Annotated in this window: 13 protein-coding genes; 11 read left to right on the top strand and 2 right to left on the bottom strand. The window is 57.4% G+C overall.

Translation table 11 applies throughout. From position 1 onward, the window contains the following. Positions 1-77: 77 nt before the first annotated feature. From pepN to rmf, 11 genes are all read left to right on the top strand, one after another. Complete coding sequence (gene pepN / locus G5332_RS16265; protein ID WP_421249815.1) at positions 78-2,702, top strand: aminopeptidase N; 2,625 nt, start codon at positions 78-80, stop codon at positions 2,700-2,702. A 70-nt stretch (positions 2,703-2,772) separates the two neighbouring features. Further along, positions 2,773-2,994, top strand: coding sequence for a DUF2835 domain-containing protein (locus G5332_RS16260; protein ID WP_033136823.1), 222 nt, complete (start codon positions 2,773-2,775; stop codon positions 2,992-2,994). A 278-nt stretch (positions 2,995-3,272) separates the two neighbouring features. Beyond that, complete coding sequence (locus G5332_RS16255) at positions 3,273-8,111, top strand: NAD-glutamate dehydrogenase (protein WP_421172910.1); 4,839 nt, start codon at positions 3,273-3,275, stop codon at positions 8,109-8,111. 77 nt (positions 8,112-8,188) lie between these two features. Next, entirely contained in the window at positions 8,189-9,199 is a 1,011-nt protein-coding gene (pyrD, locus tag G5332_RS16250; protein ID WP_421172909.1) for a quinone-dependent dihydroorotate dehydrogenase, read from the top strand. 90 nt (positions 9,200-9,289) lie between these two features. After that, entirely contained in the window at positions 9,290-9,826 is a 537-nt protein-coding gene (locus G5332_RS16245) for a cell division protein ZapC (protein ID WP_421172908.1), read from the top strand. Between the two features lie 366 nt (positions 9,827-10,192). Then, a complete protein-coding gene (locus tag G5332_RS16240) occupies positions 10,193-10,456 on the top strand; it encodes a type B 50S ribosomal protein L31 (protein WP_005336598.1) in 264 nt (87 codons plus the stop codon). Further along, on the top strand, positions 10,457-10,582 hold the full coding sequence (gene ykgO / locus G5332_RS16235; protein ID WP_005336596.1) for a type B 50S ribosomal protein L36: 126 nt from the start codon (positions 10,457-10,459) through the stop codon (positions 10,580-10,582). Positions 10,583-10,721: 139 nt separating this feature from the next. Further along, positions 10,722-12,899 (top strand): bifunctional 23S rRNA (guanine(2069)-N(7))-methyltransferase RlmK/23S rRNA (guanine(2445)-N(2))-methyltransferase RlmL, encoded by a 2,178-nt coding sequence (rlmKL, locus tag G5332_RS16230; RefSeq protein WP_219263899.1) that lies wholly within the window; start codon positions 10,722-10,724, stop codon positions 12,897-12,899. Next, positions 12,899-13,129: a glutaredoxin family protein gene (locus tag G5332_RS16225; protein WP_111901095.1), complete on the top strand. Its 231-nt coding sequence runs from the start codon at positions 12,899-12,901 to the stop codon at positions 13,127-13,129. Before rlmKL ends, G5332_RS16225 begins: the two co-directional genes overlap by 1 nt. A gap of 73 nt (positions 13,130-13,202) precedes the next feature. Next, positions 13,203-15,116, top strand: coding sequence for an ABC transporter ATP-binding protein (locus G5332_RS16220; RefSeq protein WP_421311373.1), 1,914 nt, complete (start codon positions 13,203-13,205; stop codon positions 15,114-15,116). A gap of 158 nt (positions 15,117-15,274) precedes the next feature. Beyond that, on the top strand, positions 15,275-15,454 hold the full coding sequence (gene rmf, locus G5332_RS16215; protein ID WP_005315693.1) for a ribosome modulation factor: 180 nt from the start codon (positions 15,275-15,277) through the stop codon (positions 15,452-15,454). A gap of 84 nt (positions 15,455-15,538) precedes the next feature. Here the strand turns inward: rmf and fabA are convergent, their stop codons facing one another. Further along, positions 15,539-16,078, bottom strand: coding sequence for a 3-hydroxyacyl-[acyl-carrier-protein] dehydratase FabA (gene fabA / locus G5332_RS16210; protein ID WP_196783564.1), 540 nt, complete (start codon positions 16,076-16,078; stop codon positions 15,539-15,541). A 98-nt stretch (positions 16,079-16,176) separates the two neighbouring features. Beyond that, entirely contained in the window at positions 16,177-18,153 is a 1,977-nt protein-coding gene (locus G5332_RS16205) for a Lon protease family protein (protein WP_421172904.1), read from the bottom strand. Positions 18,154-18,169 lie beyond the last annotated feature (16 nt).

Genomic DNA, 18,169 nt, shown 5'->3' with positions numbered 1-18,169 from the left:
CATGCAAATCGTTTGACCCCGCCAGTTGGTTGTGACAGCCTCTTTCTCGCCTTTAACAAGCGTGGAAGCAGACAATAATGACCGATCACTCCCAGGCCATGACGGCCAAATATCGCCAGGATTATCAGGCGCCGCTCTACTGGATCGACACTATCGACCTCGATTTCCAATTGCAGGAACCACTGACCCAGGTCACTGCCATCACCCGCATTCGCCGCAACGGCGAGCACAATGCGCCGCTGGTCCTTGATGGCGAGCAGCTGACCCTCAAGAGCATTGCCATCGATGGCATTCCCTGTGACCACTACGAGCAAGGCGAGAGCAGTCTGACCCTGTTCAACCTGCCGGCCGAATGTGTGCTGACCATTGTCACCCTGCTGGATCCGGCCGCCAACACCGCACTCGAAGGGCTTTACAAGTCTGGCGATGCCTACTGCACCCAGTGTGAAGCTGAGGGCTTTCGTCGCATTACCTATTATCTGGATCGCCCCGACATTCTGGCGCGCTACAGCACCCGCATTACCGCCGACAAAGCCAAATATCCCTTCCTGCTATCCAATGGCAACAAGGTCGACAGCGGTGATCTGGATGGCAGCCGTCACTTCGTGCAGTGGCAGGATCCTTTCCCCAAACCGAGCTACCTGTTTGCACTGGTGGCCGGTGATTTCGATGTGGAGCGCAGCCACTACACCACCAAGAGCGGCCGCAAAGTGGCCCTCGAGATCTTCGTCGACAAGGGCAACCTCGATCGCGCCGGTTTTGCCATGGAGAGCCTCATCAACTCCATGCGCTGGGACGAGCAGCGTTTCGGCCTCGAGTACGATCTCGACATCTACATGATCGTCGCGGTGGACTTCTTCAACATGGGCGCCATGGAGAACAAGGGGCTAAACATCTTCAACTCCAAATTCGTGCTGGCCAATCCTGCCACCGCTACTGACAGCGACTACCACGGTATCGAACGGGTGATCGGTCACGAATATTTCCACAACTGGACCGGCAACCGCGTCACCTGCCGCGACTGGTTCCAGCTCAGCCTGAAAGAGGGGCTGACGGTATTCCGGGATCAGGAGTTCTCCTCCGATCTGGGCTCCCGCGGCGTCAACCGCATTAACAACGTGCGTACCGTGCGCGGCCCGCAGTTTGCCGAAGATGCCGGCCCCATGGCGCATCCGATCCGCCCGGATGTGGTGATCGAGATGAACAACTTCTACACCCTGACCGTCTATGAGAAGGGGTCGGAAGTGATCCGCATGATGCACACCCTGCTAGGTGAAGAGGCCTTCCAGGCCGGTATGCGCCTCTACTTCGAGCGTCACGACGGCTCGGCCGCCACCTGCGATGATTTCGTGCAGGCGATGGAGGATGCGTCCGGTGTCGATCTTGGCCGTTTCCGCCGCTGGTACAGTCAGTCCGGCACCCCCGAGCTGACCGTGACCGACGAGTATGATGCCGCCAGCGGTATCTATCGCCTTCATGTGAGCCAGCATACCCCGCCGACTCAGGATCAACCGCAAAAGCTGCCGCTGCATATCCCTCTCGACATCGAGCTTTATGACGAGCAGGGTGCTGTCATTGCGCTGCAGTATCGGGGCAAGGCCATCGGCAACGTGCTCGATGTGCTGGAAGCGGAGCAGACCTTCGTATTCGATCGGGTGCCGGTCAAGCCGGTTCCCTCCCTGCTGCGGGACTTTTCCGCGCCGGTCAAGCTGCACTATGACTACAGCGACGAAGCGCTCGCCTTCCTGATGCGCTTTGCCCGCAACGAGTTTGCCCGCTGGGATGCGGCCCAGATGCTGATCAACAAGGCGGTCATCGACGGGGTGGCACGGGTCCAGCATGGGCAGGGGGTTGAGCTCTCCCAAACCCTGTTGGCCGCCTTCGTCGCCATTCTGGACGACAGCGATCTCGATTTGGCCCTCAAGGCGGAGATCCTGGCGCTGCCCGGTGAAGCGACCCTGGCCGAGCTGTTCGAGGTGGCCGATATCGATGCCATCCATCAGGTACGAGACGCGATCCACACCCGTCTTGCCGAGGCCTTTGGCGCGCGCTTGGCGGCGACCTATCAGAGTCTGCGTCTGAATGGTTATCAGGTGGTGCATGCCGACATGGCCAAGCGGGCCCTCAAAGGGGTAGTGCTCGGCTATCTGGCTGCGCTGGATGCAGAGCATGCCGACGCGCTGGTGCGCGAGCAGTATGCAACTGCCGACAACATGACCGATACCCTGGCGGCGCTGCAGGTGGCCAACTGCTATCTGTTGCCATGCCGTGCCGCGCTGCTGGCCGATTTTGAAGGCAAGTGGGCCAAGGATGGACTGGTGCTGGACAACTGGCTGCGGCTGATTGGCAGCAAACCGGCTGCCGATGTGCTTAGCGAAGTGAAACAGGCGATGAATCACCCCACTTTCAGCATTCGCAATCCGAACCGGCTGCGGGCGCTGATCGGCAGCTTCGCCATGAGCAATCAGGTGCAGTTCCATGCGGTGGATGGCAGCGGTTACCGTTTCCTGACCGATCTGCTGATCGAGCTCAACGAGGTCAATCCGCAGGTGGCCTCCCGCCTCATCACTCCGCTTATCCAGTTCAAGCGACTGGATGAGGCGCGCAAGGCCCTGATCCGCGCCGAGTTGACCCGCCTTGCCAACCTTGAGGGGCTGGCACGGGATCTGTTCGAGAAGGTCAGCAAGGCGCTGCAGCAGTAAGTGTCGACGGGGCAGGGGCGTGAATGCGCCTGCCCCTATTGTGTGATTTGTTGTGTGATCAGGAGCAAGCGTGAAGCAGTTTACTTTTCGGCTCTCATTGAGCAGTGACGAGGTGATGCTGATGTATCAGGGCCATGCCAGACGGCTGGTGGTGCGCAGCGAACAGGGGTTGACCCTGGAGCTTGGCATAGAAAAAATACGACCCTTTGTCGCCATCAATGGTGTGCATGGCTATTTTCGGCTGAAAACCCAGGACGATTACCGCTTTATCAGTCTCGAACGCATAAATTAACAAAAATCGAACAGATTACCGACTGTTTATCTGCTTTGCGTCACTATCTATCCGGTAAACTGGCACAAAGGTAGTGGGAATTTCTGTATTTTTGGTTATTTGCAAAATTTCTCACAGTTTAAGCCGTGATCTGCACCTTGTTTTTAACATCTCGTTAGCACCTTTCCTCGCCTTCCCTTAGCCAAGCCATTACACTTCGCAACAACTCTGCACCAGCGGGTAACCAGGGTGGTTGCCTCTGCGTCGGTGGTTAATGTCGTCCGATAAGGAATATAAAAATGGCATTGAAAGACGCCCCTACCTCAGTTCTGCTCGAAAACGTTCTCAGTCTGATCCATCAGAAGTTGCCCAAAAACAGTGCCTCTCTGGTCGAGCGCTTCGTTGCCAAGTTCTACGGCAACATGGCGAGCTCCGACCTGCACGATCGCAATGACAGCGATCTCTATGGCGCGGCCCTGAGCCTGTGGAATGCCCTCAATCAGCGCAGCGGTACCGATCCCTACATCCGGGTCTACAATCCCGAACTGACCCGTCACGGCTGGCAATCGCCCCATACCATCGTCGAGGTGATCCTGCAGGACTCCCCCTTCCTGGTGGACTCCATCCGGATGGCGCTCAAGCGACTCAATATCACCGCCCACATGATGCTGCACCAACCGCTGCACCTCATTCGTGGAGCGGATGGCAAGATTGACGCCATTCTGGCGCTCGACAACACCGATGGGCAGACCTCGGTTGAAACGGCCTTCCTTATCGAGATCGATCACCTCACCAGCGAGGAGCAGATGGCCGCGCTGGCTGCCGAGCTCAACTCGGTGGCTGGTGAAGTGGCGCTGGCAGTGGGCGACTGGCAGCCCATGCTGGCCAAGCTCAATGAGATCATTGACGAACTGCCCAAGCGCAAGCACCCGGTCAGCAAGGAGGAGGTGGCCTCCTGCGTTGCCTTCCTCAAATGGGTGGCTGCCCACAACTTCACCCTGATGGGGTATCGCCGTTACGACGTCAAGGCAGTGGAGGGGGATCACGAGATCCTGCCGCAGGCGAGCTCCAGCCTTGGGCTGATGAAAAACTCCATCAAGGAGGTGGGTCAGCGCCTTGGCAATATGCCGGCCAGCGCCCGTCACGCCGCTCTGAGTTCTGACCTGCTGATCCTCACCAAATCCAACAGCAAGTCCCGGGTGCACCGTCCGGCTTATGTGGATTACATCGGCATCAAGCGCTTTGACGAGCATGGCAAGGTGATCGGGGAAGATCGCTTCATCGGCCTCTACGCCTCTTCCATCTACAACACCAGCGCGACCCAGATCCCGCTCATCAGCCATCGTCTCGAACGCATCATGGCCGCCTCCGGTCACGAGAAGGGCTCCCACGCCTACAAGGCGCTGCTGAACGTATTGGAAACCTATCCCCGCGATGAGTTGATCCAGGCTCGTGAAGAGGAGCTGCTGGCCACCGGTCTTGGGGTGCTGGAGATGCAGGAGCGGGACATGCTGCGACTGTTCGTGCGCCGCGATGTCTATGGTCGCTTCTTCTCCTGCATGGTCTATGTCACCAAGGAGCGCTACAACACGGCGCTGCGGATCAAGACCCAGCAAATTTTGCAGAAATATTTTGGCAGCAATGAAGAGGTGGAGTTCAACGTCTACTTCACCGAAGGCGTGCTGGCGCGGACCCACTACATAGTGCGGGTCAACAACAACAACGTGGATGTGGATGTGAACGAAGTACAGAACAACCTGATTGAAGCGGCCCGCAGCTGGGACGACAGACTCGACTCCGTGCTGCTTTCCCACTATGGCGAGGCTCGTGGCAACGAGCTGCGCCGCCGTTTCAGTACTGCATTCCCCCGCGCTTACAAGGAGGATGTGCTGCCTGGCTCTGCCGTGGCCGATATTATGGCGCTCGATAACCTGAGCGAAGCCGAGCCGCTGGGCATGCTGTTCTATCGCGCGCAGGAGGAGGAGAACGACCGTCGGGTACGGCTCAAGCTGTTCCATCGCACCGAGCCCATTCACCTCTCCGATGTGCTGCCGATGCTGGAGAACATGGGGCTGCGGGTGATCGGCGAGACCCCGTATCAGGTACGCACTCCGGCTGGCGATCTGTTCTGGATCCTCGACTTCTCCATGTTGCTGCACGGCGAGCAGCCCTTTGATCTGGCCCAGAGCCAGCAGCGCTTCCAGCAGGCGTTTGCCGCCATCTGGAACAAGCAGCTGGAAGATGACGGCTTCAACCGGCTGGTATTGGGGGCGGGACTTACCGGCCGTCAGGTGTCGGTGCTGCGCGCCTATGCCAAATACATGCGCCAGACCGGCGTCTCCTTCAGCCAGTCCTATATCGAAGAGACCCTGACCCGCTACCCGGATATTGCCCAACTGCTGTTTACCCTGTTCGAACAGCGCCTCGATCCTGCCGGCAAGCAAGATGCCAAGGTGCAGGCCAAGCTGCACGAGGAGCTTGCCGCCAAGCTGGATCAGGTGGCCAACCTGGATGACGATCGGATCATTCGTCGCTATGTGGAGATGATCGACGCTACCCTGCGCACCAACTACTACCAGTTGGACAAGGCGGGCAACATCAAGCCCTACATCTCCTTCAAGCTGGCGCCGTCCAGCATCACCGACATGCCGCTGCCGCTGCCCAAGTTCGAAATCTTTGTCTACTCACCGCGGGTGGAAGGGGTGCATCTGCGTTGGGGCAAGGTGGCCCGTGGTGGCTTGCGCTGGTCCGATCGAAAAGAGGACTTCCGCACCGAGGTATTGGGCTTGGTGAAAGCCCAGCAGGTCAAGAACACCGTCATTGTGCCAGTGGGGGCCAAGGGCGGTTTCTACTGCAAACAGATGCCGGTGGGGGCGCCCCGTGCCGTCATCCAGGAGGAGGGTAAGGCCTGTTATCGCCTGTTTATTCGTGGCCTGCTCGATGTGACCGACAACATCATCGGCGGCGAGGTGATCCCGCCCAAATCCGTGGTGCGTCACGATGAGGATGACTACTACCTGGTGGTCGCAGCCGACAAGGGCACAGCCACCTTCTCCGACATCGCCAACGAGATCAGCCTCGAATACGGTCACTGGCTCGGTGATGCATTCGCCTCCGGCGGCTCGGTCGGTTACGACCACAAGAAGATGGGCATCACCGCCCGCGGCGCCTGGGAGTCGGTCAAACGGCATTTTCGTGAAATTGGCGTCAACTGCCAGACCACCGACTTCACTTGCGTGGGGATTGGGGACATGGCCGGCGACGTGTTCGGCAACGGCATGCTGCTCTCCGAGCACACTCGGCTGGTGGGTGCGTTCAACCACATGCACATCTTCGTTGACCCTACTCCGGATGCGGCCAAGAGCTTTGTCGAGCGCCAGCGTCTGTTCGATTTGCCGGGTTCCAGCTGGGATGACTACAACCGCGAGCTGATATCACAAGGGGGCGGCATCTTCCTGCGCTCGGCCAAGTCCATCAAGTTGAGCCCCGAGATGCAGACCCTGCTTGGCACTGACAAGGCCAGCATGGCGCCGAACGAGCTGATCAAGGCGCTGCTTTGCCTCAATGTTGATCTGCTGTGGAACGGCGGCATCGGCACCTATGTGAAAAGCGCCCGTGAGAGCGATGGGGAAGTTGGGGATCGCAGCAACGACGCATTGCGAGTCAATGGTCGCGATCTGCGGGCCCGTATCGTGGGCGAGGGGGGCAACCTCGGCTTTACCCAGCTCGGTCGGGTGGAGTACGCCAGTCAGGGCGGTCGCATCAACACCGATTTTACCGACAACGTGGGCGGGGTGGATTGCTCTGATAACGAGGTGAACATCAAGATCCTGCTCAACCAATTGGTGGCGGCAGGGGATCTGACACTCAAGCAGCGCAACCAGATGCTTTATGAGATGACCGACGATGTGGCGCAGATCGTGATCACCAACGCCTATCGCCAGTCCCAGTCTATCTCGGTCACCAGCTTCCGCGGCTCTGAACAACTCAAAGAGCAGCAGCGCTTTATTCAGGGACTGGAGCGGGAAGGCAAGCTCGACCGTGCGTTGGAGTTCCTGCCATCCGATGAGGAGCTTTCCGAGCGGATGGCGGCAGGGCAGGGACTGACCCGCCCCGAACTGGCAGTGCTGGTGGCTTACGGCAAGATGGTGCTGAAAGAGCAGCTCAACTGCCCGGAAGTGACCGACGAGCCCTTCCTCGCTAACATGCTGGTCACCAGCTTCCCGGCCAAGGTGCAGCAGCAGTTTGGTGCACAGCTGGCCGATCACCCGCTACGCGGCGAGATCATCGCTACCCGGGTGGCCAACATGTTGGTCAATGACATGGGGCTCAACTTCGCCAGCCGGATGAAGGACGAGACCGGAGCCTCGGTGGCGGAAGTGGCCTGCTGCTTTGCCATGGCCCGCGAAGTGTTTGGCATGAACCAGCTGTGGCGCGATATCGAAGGGTGCGACAACCTGGTGGATGCCCAGACTCAGCTCGAGCTGATGTTCTACAGCCGCCGCATCGTGCGCCGTGCCACCCGCTGGTTCCTGCGCGCCCGCAATCGCAGCTGGAGCATCAGCGAGAACATCGCCTTCTTCCGTCCGGCGTTCGAGACCTTAGGGAAGCACCTTTACGAGGTGATGGATGAGAGCGAAGTGGCCGAGCATCGTCAGGCTGTTGCCAAGTGGATGGAGAAACAGGTGCCTGAAGCCATTGCCCGTCAGGTCGCCCATATGAGCAGCCTCTTCTCCAGTCTGGATCTGGCGCAGATTGCCGCCGAGCACAAGACCGATATCCTGCGTGCCGCCAATGTTTACTATCGCCTCGGTGCCAAACTGGATCTGCACTGGTTCCTCGACCAGATCAACCATCAGCCGGTCGGCAACCACTGGCAGGCGATGGCGCGAGCCTCCTTCCGCGAAGATCTGGACTGGCAGCAGCGCAGTCTCACTTCTGTGGTACTGGAAGGGTGCAAAGATCAGGGAGAATGCGCTACCATACTGGCCGACTGGATTTCGGAGCATGAGCAACTCTTGTCCCGTTGGACCCACATGTTGGCCGACTTCAAGACCACCAGTACCCACGAGTTCGCCAAGTTCTCGGTGGCCTTGCGAGAGTTGAACCTGCTCCAGTTGAATTGTCGGGCACTTTAATTGCCAGATTAAGGCATGACACCGACATTACACCCAAAGCCCCGGCCAGTTGCCGGGGCTTTCTTTAAGGAGCAAAGATGTTGTACCCCATCGCCAGGCATTTCCTGTTCAAACTCAATCCGGAACAGGCTCACGATCTCTCCATGAAATATTTGCCCCGCCTTCTCGGTACGCCACTCGATTGTTTCTTCCGCCAGAATTTGCCGAAACGCCCCGTCACTGTCATGGGGCTTTCTTTTGCCAATCCGGTGGGATTGGCGGCCGGTCTGGATAAAGATGGTGAGTGCATTGACGCGCTGGGCGCCATGGGATTTGGCTTTATCGAAGTCGGTACCGTCACCCCCAGACCCCAAAGCGGCAATGACAAGCCCCGCCTGTTCCGGGTTATTCCGGCAGAGGGGATCATCAACCGGATGGGATTCAACAACAAGGGGGTTGATCATCTGGTGGCCAAGGTAAAAGAGGCCAAATATCAGGGGGTCATCGGCATTAATATCGGCAAGAACAAAGATACTCCCATCGAACAGGGTAAGGATGATTACCTGATCTGCATGGACAAGGTTTATGATCATGCCGGTTATATTGCCGTCAATATCTCTTCCCCCAACACCCCGGGTTTGCGTTCACTGCAATATGGCGAGGCGCTGGATGAATTGCTGGCCGCCCTCAAGGTGCGTCAGCAAGAGCTGGCCGCTCAATATAAAAAGTATGTGCCGCTGGCGGTTAAAATTGCCCCGGATTTAAGCCTTGAAGAAATAGATCAGGTGGCCGCTTCGCTGGTACGAAATGGTATTGATGGGGTTATCGCCACCAATACCACTCTCGAGCGCGAGATGATTTATGACATGCCCCACGCCGGTGAAGCGGGTGGCCTGAGTGGTCGTCCGCTGCAGCACAAGAGTACCAAGGTGATCCGTCATCTGGCCAAGGCGCTCAATGGTGCTCTGCCAATTATCGGGGTGGGTGGTATTGATAGTGCCATGGCCGCCCGTGAAAAATTGGCCGCCGGTGCCAGTCTGGTACAAATTTATAGCGGCTTTATTTATAAAGGGCCGGGGCTGGTCAAAGAGATTGTGACCAATATTTAAGAAATAGATGGCGGAGCCCTTTATTTGACGTTGCTGATTTCCTGCATATGGAATAAAGTCAACTGGTAATTATCAAGTAAGGGCTCCAACATGTTTATCCAACCGACCGATAGCTGGCAATGGCACTACGATGCCCAGAGTGACCGTCTGATGTTGGACCTGTCTGATAAAATGTTATTTGCGACCGAGTATAAAGGGCGACAATTGGTGCCCAGCTCGTTTGCGACCCAGCCTTTTTGTGTCGATGATGCCGCCCTCTATTATCAGTTGATGGATAAAGCAGCCGAACTTGAGTGGAGTATTCCGCATCAGGTTCAGTTGGTGCTTAATGCCATCGCGGTCAGTCGTTTTTATAAACCCCTGATGCCGCAAAGCTGGTTTTTTAGTGAACAACATCCGCAAGTGAGCCCGCAAAACGGTGATCTGGTCCTGATGAATACACCCCATGGTAACGGCGAATTTATGGTCATTGAGGCAGGGGAGCAGGCCAGCGTCTGTTTGAACCTCACTGCCGATCTGGTATTGACCACCAGTAAAGCTTTGCCGCGTTTCGGGGTGATCAAGGTGATGAATAACCGGATGAAACCGCGTATTACCGTGACCGAGCAATATCGTCAGGTTAGTTGATATATTTTCATCAATCGTTTTATCTCTGTGATTACACCGCTGCCTGTTTTTACTGTTGTCACCTCAATCGTGCCTCGTTTCTGATACTTCATTGATCCGCGAACATCTTGCCCATTCTGATTGATCTTCATAGTTGTGATCCAGCCTCTCTTGAGGCTTGTTACATCCACTTGCACCACGCAGTATCTTGGTATTCCGTGCTGTAAGCATGGTGCCTCCCTCTAGTTTCGTTCTGCTTGCGTAGTGCCTTCACCTCGCTATCAACACATCACTCACTGCTGCGATTTTCTACATACGACATTTTATGCTTGAAACGAGAGCTATTCTCACTTACATTTTGTTATAACATAACAAAATGGAGTTGCTATGAAGCCTCATATTCATCCTGATTATCGTTTGGTGCTGTTCCATGACACGGCGGCAGATGCCTTTTTCCTGGTAGGTTCAACCATCAAGAGCGATCGCCGCTATACGTGGCAAGATGGGAAGGAGTATCCCTACGTATCGCTCGATGTTTCCAGCCAGTCGCACTCGTTCTATACCGGCAAGCAGAAGCAGGTATCGAGCGAGGGGAGTGTGGCCCGTTTCAACAAGCGCTTTGGCGCATTTTCAAGCAAGAAGGAGTCCTGAATGCAGGTCGTCTGTTCACTCAAATCCGCACGGGCGCGTCATCCCGATTGTCAGTTGGTGCGCCGTCGGGGCAAATTGTTCGTGATTTGCAAAAGCAATCCCCGTTTCAAGGCTCGTATGAAGTGATCCGCTAAATGATGTCTGGCCCCATGATCTCGCCATCGGGTAGTCATGGGGCCTTTTACCTTTTCGCCACCTATCAATCTGTTTCCATCCTGCTGTTTGCGCCGACTTTTGCATGCTCCAGCCCGCCTGATGAGGTATAATGCGGCACTATTTTTATGGGTTCCCCGTGAGCGTGATGAAAGAATTTTTTGCAACCTGCCCCAAGGGGCTGGAAAACCTGTTGGCCGACGAGCTGACCAATCTTGGCGCAGAGCAGGTCCGTGAGACCGTGGCTGGCGTCCATTTCAAAGGCGAACTGGCGATTGGCTACAAGGCCTGCCTGTGGAGCCGTTTTGCCTCCCGTATCGTGCTGGTGCTCTCCGAATTCCAGATGAACGACGATCTGGATCTCTATCTGGGCGCCCACACCATCCCCTGGGAAGAGCACTTCTCCGGTACCTCTACCATCGCGGTGGACTTTACCGGTACCAACCCTGCCATTCGCAATACCCAATATGGCGCGCTGAAAATCAAGGATGCCATCGTCGACCGCTTCACCAAGCGCGGTCACGTGCGTCCGGACGTGGACAAAAAGTCGCCGGATATTCGCATCATGGCGCACCTGGGCAAAGGCAAGGCCAATATCACGCTGGACTTGTCAGGCCCGGCGCTGCACCAGCGTTTCTATCGTCAGGGCACCGGTGAGGCGCCCCTCAAAGAGAACCTGGCCTGCGCCATGATTGCCCGTAGCGGCTGGGCCGGTGAGCCCATGATGGACCCGATGTGCGGTTCCGGTACCTTGCTGATTGAAGCGGCCTTTATCGCCGCCGACATGGCGCCGGCGCTGCGCCGCGAGCGCTTCGGTTTCGATCGCTGGCTGCAGCACGATAGTGAGCTGTGGCAGAGCCTGATGATGGAAGCGCAAGTGCGCGCCAAACGCGGTATGCAGCGTTGTGAAGTGAAGCTGTTTGGCTGTGATGCCGACCAGCGCGTGCTGCTCAAAGCTCGCGACAACGCCAAAGCGGCCGGTGTGGCCCACCTCATCACCTTCAAGCAGGCCGATGTCACCAAGCTGGAAAACCCACTGCCGATGCCGACTGTGGAAGGGGAGGCTCGCCAAGTCGGTATGCTGATCTCCAACCCGCCTTACGGCGAGCGTCTTGGCGAGTTCCCGGCGCTGCTGGAAGTGCATCAGGCCCTTGGCGATGCTCTGCGTCGCAGCTTCCAGGGTTGGAAAGTCTCCATTCTTTCCGCATCCCCCGAGCTGCTCAGCTGTCTGCGCCTGCGCGCCGACAAGCAATATCGCCTGTTCAACGGCGCCCTCGAGTGTCAGCTGCGTAACTACCAGATCGCACTGGACTCCGTGGCTTCCCAAAAAGAGGTGGCGCAGGACTTTGCCAACCGTCTGCGCAAGAATCTGAAAACCCTCGAGAAGTGGGCCAACAAAGAGGGCATCGATTGCTATCGCCTCTACGATGCCGACTTGCCGGAATACAACGCTGCCATCGACCGCTATCAGGACTATCTGGTGGTGCAGGAGTATGCCGCGCCCAAAGACATCCCCGCTCAGAAGACCCGTCAGCGTCTGCTCGACATGGTTCAGGCCGCCATCAAGGTGACCGGCATGGACGGCGAGAAGGTGATCCTGAAGGTGCGTGAGCGTCAGGAGGGCAAGCAGCAGTACCAGAAGCTATCCGAAGAGCAGCACCGGATGGAAGTGCAGGAGTACGGTGCCCGTCTGTGGGTCAACCTCTATGACTATCTGGATACCGGCCTGTTCCTTGACCATCGTCAGACTCGCCGCATGCTGGGTCAGATGGCCAAGGGAAAGCGCTTCCTGAACCTGTTTGCCTATACCGGCAGTGCCACCGTGCACGCAGGTCTTGGCGGTGCCAGCGAGACCACCACGGTGGACATGTCCCACACCTATCTGAACTGGGCGCAGGACAACATGCGTCTCAACTCGCTGGTGGGCCGTCAGCACAAGTTTGTCCAGGCAGATTGCCTGAAGTGGTTGTCTGAAGCCGATGAGCAGTACGACCTCATCTTCATCGATCCGCCCACCTTCTCCAACTCCAAGCGGATGGACGAGAGCTTCGACGTACAGCGCGATCACCTGTTGCTGATGCAGCACCTGAAGCGCCTGCTGGCGGCGGACGGCACTCTGGTCTTCTCCAACAACAAGCGTCACTTCAAGATGGATCTGGCCGGTCTCGAGGCCACTGGTCTCAAGGCCCAGAACATCACCCAGAAGACGCGACCTAAGGATTTCGAGCGCAACCAGCACATCCACAACTGCTGGATCATCACCCATGCACCGGAGCAAGGCGAGGCGTGATGCTGACCCTGTTTCATACCGACGGTTGCCACCTGTGCGAGCAGGCGTGGGTGCTGGTGGAGGAGGCAGGCCTTGCCGCTACCACCCGCCAGTGCGACATCATGGATGATGAGCAGTGGCTTGCCGCCTATCGGGTGCGCATTCCGGTGCTGCGTGACGAAGCAGGCCGCGAGCTCGGTTGGCCCTTCACACTGGTCGAGCTCAAAAGCTGGGCCGCCCGTCAGGGGTGAGAGTGATTTGACGATAAAACGGGGGCAGACCCAGTCTGCTGCCCGTTTTTTTCATATGAAATAAGGAACACACATGGCTCTTTTAACATTGCACGGCGCATGTCTGTCGTTCAGTGATTTCCCGCTGCTAGACAATGCCGAACTGACCATCGAGCGGGGCGAGCGCCTCTGTCTGGTTGGCCGCAACGGGGCGGGCAAGTCCACCCTGATGAAGGTCATTGCCAGTGAATTGCCGCTGGACGACGGCCGCCTGGTGCTGCAACAAGATTTGAAAGTAACCCGCCTTGAGCAGGATCCACCGGCCTCCAGCGAGCTGACGGTGTTTGACTATGCCGCCGAAGGACTGGCCGGGGTAGGGGAGCTGCTCAAGCAGTACCACCACATCTCCATGGAGCTGGCGAGCGATCCGTCAGACGCCAACATTCGCAAGATGAGCGAGTTGCAAGAGCAGCTCGACTATCAGAACGGCTGGCAGTTCGAGACCCGTATCAGTCAGGTGTTGACCCTGCTGGGGCTGGATCCTGACGTGACCCTCGATAGCCTCTCCGGTGGCTGGCTGCGCAAAGTGGCGCTGGCCCGTGCGCTGGCTTGCGATCCCGACTTGTTGCTGCTCGATGAGCCGACCAACCACCTGGATATCGAAGCCATCAACTGGCTGGAAGATTTCCTCAAGGATTTTCGCGGCGCCATCGTCTTTATCTCTCACGATCGGGAGTTCATCCACAAGCTGGCCACCCGGATCATCGATCTGGATCGCGGCGCCATCACCTCCTGGCCGGGCAACTACGACGAGTATCTGCAGGGGAAAGAGGAGTGGCTGAGGGTCGAAGAGCTGAAAAATGCCGAGTTCGACCGCAAACTGGCCCAGGAAGAGGTGTGGGTGCGTCAGGGTATCAAGGCTCGCCGTACCCGTAACGAAGGTCGGGTGCGCGCCCTTGAGGCGATGCGGATGGAGCGTTCCCAGCGCCGCGAGCTGCAGGGCAAGGCCAAGCTGCAACTGGACGAGGTCAATCGCTCCGGCAAGCTGGTGTTCGAGACCGAAGGGCTGGGGCTGGATTTTGGCGATCGCACCTTGTTCAAGGGGCTCGATCTGCAAGTGCTGCGTGGCGACAAGATTGCGCTGGTCGGCCCCAATGGCTGCGGCAAATCGACCCTGATCAAGCTGTTGCTGGGGCAGCTTGAGCCGACCCGTGGCACCGTCAAGGGGGGCACCAATCTGGAGGTGGCCTACTTCGATCAGTACCGCGAGCAGCTCGATCCCGAGCAGACCGTGGTGGACAACGTGGGGGAGGGTAAGCAGGAGGTGATGGTGCGTGGTCGCTCCCGTCATATCCTCGGTTACCTGCAGGACTTCCTGTTCGAGCCCAAGCGGGCCCGTACGCCGGTCAAGGCGCTCTCTGGTGGCGAGAAGAACCGGCTGCTGCTGGCCAAGCTGTTCCTCAAGCCGAGCAACCTGCTGATCCTCGATGAACCGACCAACGACCTCGACGTCGAGACTCTGGAGCTGCTGGAAGAGCTGCTTTCCGACTACCCCGGCACCCTGCTGCTGGTCAGTCACGATCGTCGCTTCATCGACAACACAGTGACCGGCTGCTGGCTGTTTGAAGGGGATGGCCGCATCAGCGATTACGTGGGCGGTTACGCCGACATGATGGCGACCCGCGAACAGCAGAATGCCCAGCAACAGGCCAGGAGTGCACCGGTCAAGGCGCCCGAGCCGGTCGTTGCCGCCGCGCCAGAAGCGCCGAAGAAAAGCAAGAAGCTCTCCTACAAGCTGCAGCTTGAACTGGAAGGGTTGCCTGCTCGTCTTGAGCACCTGGAAGCCGAGCTGGATGCGCTGCAAAGCGAGATCAACCAGCCAGGGTTCTTCTCGCTGCCGGCAGATAAAACCCAGCCGAAACTGGATGCGCTCAATGCCGCTGAAGCCGCGCTGGAGCAGGCATTTGCTCGCTGGGAAGAGCTGGAAGGACTCAAAAATCAGGAGTAAGTTCCCTGTAATTAAAACTTAATCCAGTTCAGTGCCTTGTGTCACATAGCCCGGTTAGGGTGGAAGTTTTTGTTTGACCGAGTGCGCTCGCAGGAGTAAAGATGAAAGCGACCGATGCAGAATTGGTCGCTTTTTTTGTTCCACGAAGAGGGTCGTAGATGATGAAGAGACAGAAGCGGGACCGTCTGGAAAGAGCTCGTGCTCGTGGTTATCAGGCTGGCGTGGTCGGCAAACAGAAAGAAGCGTGTCCGTATCAATGCCTGGATGCCCGAGGGCATTGGCTTGGTGGTTGGCGTGACGCCATGGAAGGGCGGGGCTCAGGCCTCTTCATGAAGTAGCAGCTACTTCATCACTCATTACAAAAGGAAAGGGGCCGTTGTGGCCCCTTTGCGTTAATGCTGTTTTACCACCAATCAGAGAGATCAGAATGCGGTGGTATCTTTGAACAGGCCCACTTTCAGGTCGGTGGCGCTGTAGATCGGACGACCGTCGACTTCGACCACACCATCAGCAATCCCCATCACCAGCTTGCGGTTGATGACGCGCTTGAATGTGATCTTGTAGGTCACTTTCTTGGCAGTCGGCAGGATCTGGCCGGTGAATTTCACTTCACCCACGCCCAGAGCACGACCCTTGCCGGGGCCACCTTTCCAGCCAAGGAAGAAGCCAACCAGCTGCCACATGGCGTCCAGACCGAGACAGCCAGGCATCACAGGATCACCCGGGAAGTGGCAATCGAAGAACCAGAGATCCGGAGTAATGTCGAGCTCAGCCAGGATCTCGCCCTTGCCGTGTTCGCCGCCGTTGTCATTGATCTTGACGATGCGGTCCATCATCAACATGTTGGGGGCAGGCAGCTGACTGTTACCCTCACCAAACAGTTCGCCACGGCTGCAAGCCAGCAGCTCTTCACGGGTAAAAGAGTTCTTGCCCTGTTCGCACAGGGAAAGGCGGGCTTCCATGGTGGTATTGTCTACGGTCACGCGGTATTTCCTTCAAATGGGTCAAATCCGGGCCAATTTAGCTTACAGTTGTTCGCTAAACAACTCCGATCACTTCATCAGCGGCCAAACAGGCGCCCCAGCAGGGATTGCAGCAGTCCGACTTTGGCAGTGGAGCCGTTCAACTCGTCCAACCGCTCCTGAATACGGCCAAACAGGGTATCGGGTATATCAGGCTCACCGGCGACACAGCCAGTCAGCAACTCGATGGCCTCTTCCACATGATCCACCGGGTGGATGTGGAACTGGCCCGCTTCAACCGCTGCAATCACCTCGTCAGAGAGGTTCAGCTGCTGGATGTTGGTGCCCGGCAAAATGATCCCTTGCTTGCCAGTGATGCCGTGGATTTTGCACACCCGGAAGAAGCCTTCAATCTTCTCGTTGACGCCACCAACGGCCTGCACATTGCCAAACTGATCGACCGCACCGGTCACGGCGAAGTGCTGATAGATAGGCTGGCGGGCGAGGGCAGAGAGTAGGGCACACAAGCCGGTCAGGGAGGCACTGTCGCCATCAATTTCGTGGTAAGACTGCTCGAACACCAGATTGGCCGACAGGGGGGAGGGGTTCTCTGCACCAAATTTGTTGGAGAGATAGCCGTGGATAATCATCATCGCCTTGGCGTGGATATGACCGGCCAGCTCCGCTTTGCGCTCGATATCCGCCACATCGCCATCACCAAGGTGTACGGTAGCAGTGAGGCGCACCGGTTCACCGAAGTCATAGGGGTGACCGGAGACCTGAATGACAGACAGGCCGTTGATCTGGCCAATCTCTTCGCCATCGGTTTGCAGCAGGATCTGGCCGTCGATAACCCCCTGATCGGACTGCTCAACCAGATAGTTGAGGCGGTAATCCTGCTCTTCCAGTGCGCCGCGAATATGCTCGTCGGTGACCACATCAGATTCCAGCTCCCGGGCCAGACTGTCAGCCATCCGCATGATGGCGGAGAGTTGCACTTCGGAGAGCGACAGCCACTCCTGATGGTCACAGAGGCGGCTGGCATGACGACAAATGGCGGCGAGGGCGGCTGGCGTGAAGTCCAGCAGGCTCCAGCGCTGGCGCAGCCAGGCCAGGTACTGCAGAAATTCCTGCAGATCCTCTTCAATATTCACCTCTGACACCAGATCCGCGCGCAGGAAGATGCGCTCGGACATATCCCGATCCAGCATCTGGAACTCGGCCACGTCGAGTCGGTCACCCACCAGGATCAGCTTGAGCTTGATGGGGGTCGCTTCAGGCGCGAAGAAGGGGGTCAGGGTTTTCCCTTCCTGATAGGCGTTCCAGTCCAGCTCGCCTTTTTGCATGGCATTTTTCAGTTTGAACCAGAGGTGCGGCTGATCCAGCAGCTCGTCCAGTTGCAAAATGAGGTAGCCGCCGTTGGCTTCGCGCAGCAAGCCAGGCTCCAGCAGGTGCTGGTTAGCATACACAGAGCCTTGCTCGGTCTGGTAGTTGATGGAGCCAAACAGGGTATCCCAGTTGAGATCACGGCCATAAATTACCGGCGCTTCCTGCGCTTCGTGGTGGATCAGCAAGTTGATCAGAATGGGGTGCTGGAATTCCAGACCCAATGCCACGTGAGCCGCCAGATCGGAGAGGAAATCATCGATTTTCGGATCATTGTTCTGCTTGCGCATGATGCGGGTCACGATGCGTTCGGCATCGAGATGGTGGCTCAACAGCTTGAGCAGCTCGCCAACCATTTCGCAAAACTCAACGCCGGTGCCTGGTTGCAGGCGCAGCCAGATAGGCTTGTAGGGGTTGTTCAGATTCTCGGTGTAGCAGAGATCAAACAGGTCACCATCCTTGCCATTGGAGTCGGCAATCAACGTTTGGCAAACGCCTTCGTAATCTGCGCCGGGGAACCCGTTGAGCAGCATGACCGGACAGTCACCATCAAAGCTGGCAAGACGTTTGATGCCGGAAATGGCTCTGGGTTGCAGCGCAGCAAAGGGGATAGGTTCAAGCTCGCTAAGCTTGGGGAACTGTTCAATCGCAAAAGCGGGTTTTAATTGTTCTGATGTTAATTCAGCCACTTAAGACATCCGGTCG

This window comes from Aeromonas sp. 603757, from assembly GCF_049171255.1.
Lineage (GTDB): Bacteria > Pseudomonadota > Gammaproteobacteria > Enterobacterales > Aeromonadaceae > Aeromonas > Aeromonas veronii_A.
The sequence above is the reverse complement of the archived record's forward strand: the minus strand, read 5'-3'. Positions and strand labels throughout refer to the sequence as shown.

Excerpts from the sequence above, each read along its gene's own strand:
- pepN (WP_421249815.1), top strand. The coding sequence starts at position 78 with ATGACCGATCACTCCCAGGCCATGACGGCCAAATATCGCCAGGATTAT.
- G5332_RS16255 (WP_421172910.1), top strand. The coding sequence starts at position 3,273 with ATGGCATTGAAAGACGCCCCTACCTCAGTTCTGCTCGAAAACGTTCTC.
- pyrD (WP_421172909.1), top strand. The coding sequence starts at position 8,189 with ATGTTGTACCCCATCGCCAGGCATTTCCTGTTCAAACTCAATCCGGAA.
- G5332_RS16245 (WP_421172908.1), top strand. The coding sequence starts at position 9,290 with ATGTTTATCCAACCGACCGATAGCTGGCAATGGCACTACGATGCCCAG.
- G5332_RS16240 (WP_005336598.1), top strand. The coding sequence starts at position 10,193 with ATGAAGCCTCATATTCATCCTGATTATCGTTTGGTGCTGTTCCATGAC.
- ykgO (WP_005336596.1), top strand. The coding sequence starts at position 10,457 with ATGCAGGTCGTCTGTTCACTCAAATCCGCACGGGCGCGTCATCCCGAT.
- rlmKL (WP_219263899.1), top strand. The coding sequence starts at position 10,722 with ATGCGGCACTATTTTTATGGGTTCCCCGTGAGCGTGATGAAAGAATTT.
- G5332_RS16225 (WP_111901095.1), top strand. The coding sequence starts at position 12,899 with ATGCTGACCCTGTTTCATACCGACGGTTGCCACCTGTGCGAGCAGGCG.
- G5332_RS16220 (WP_421311373.1), top strand. The coding sequence starts at position 13,203 with ATGGCTCTTTTAACATTGCACGGCGCATGTCTGTCGTTCAGTGATTTC.
- rmf (WP_005315693.1), top strand. The coding sequence starts at position 15,275 with ATGATGAAGAGACAGAAGCGGGACCGTCTGGAAAGAGCTCGTGCTCGT.
- fabA (WP_196783564.1), bottom strand. The coding sequence starts at position 16,078 with ATGGAAGCCCGCCTTTCCCTGTGCGAACAGGGCAAGAACTCTTTTACC.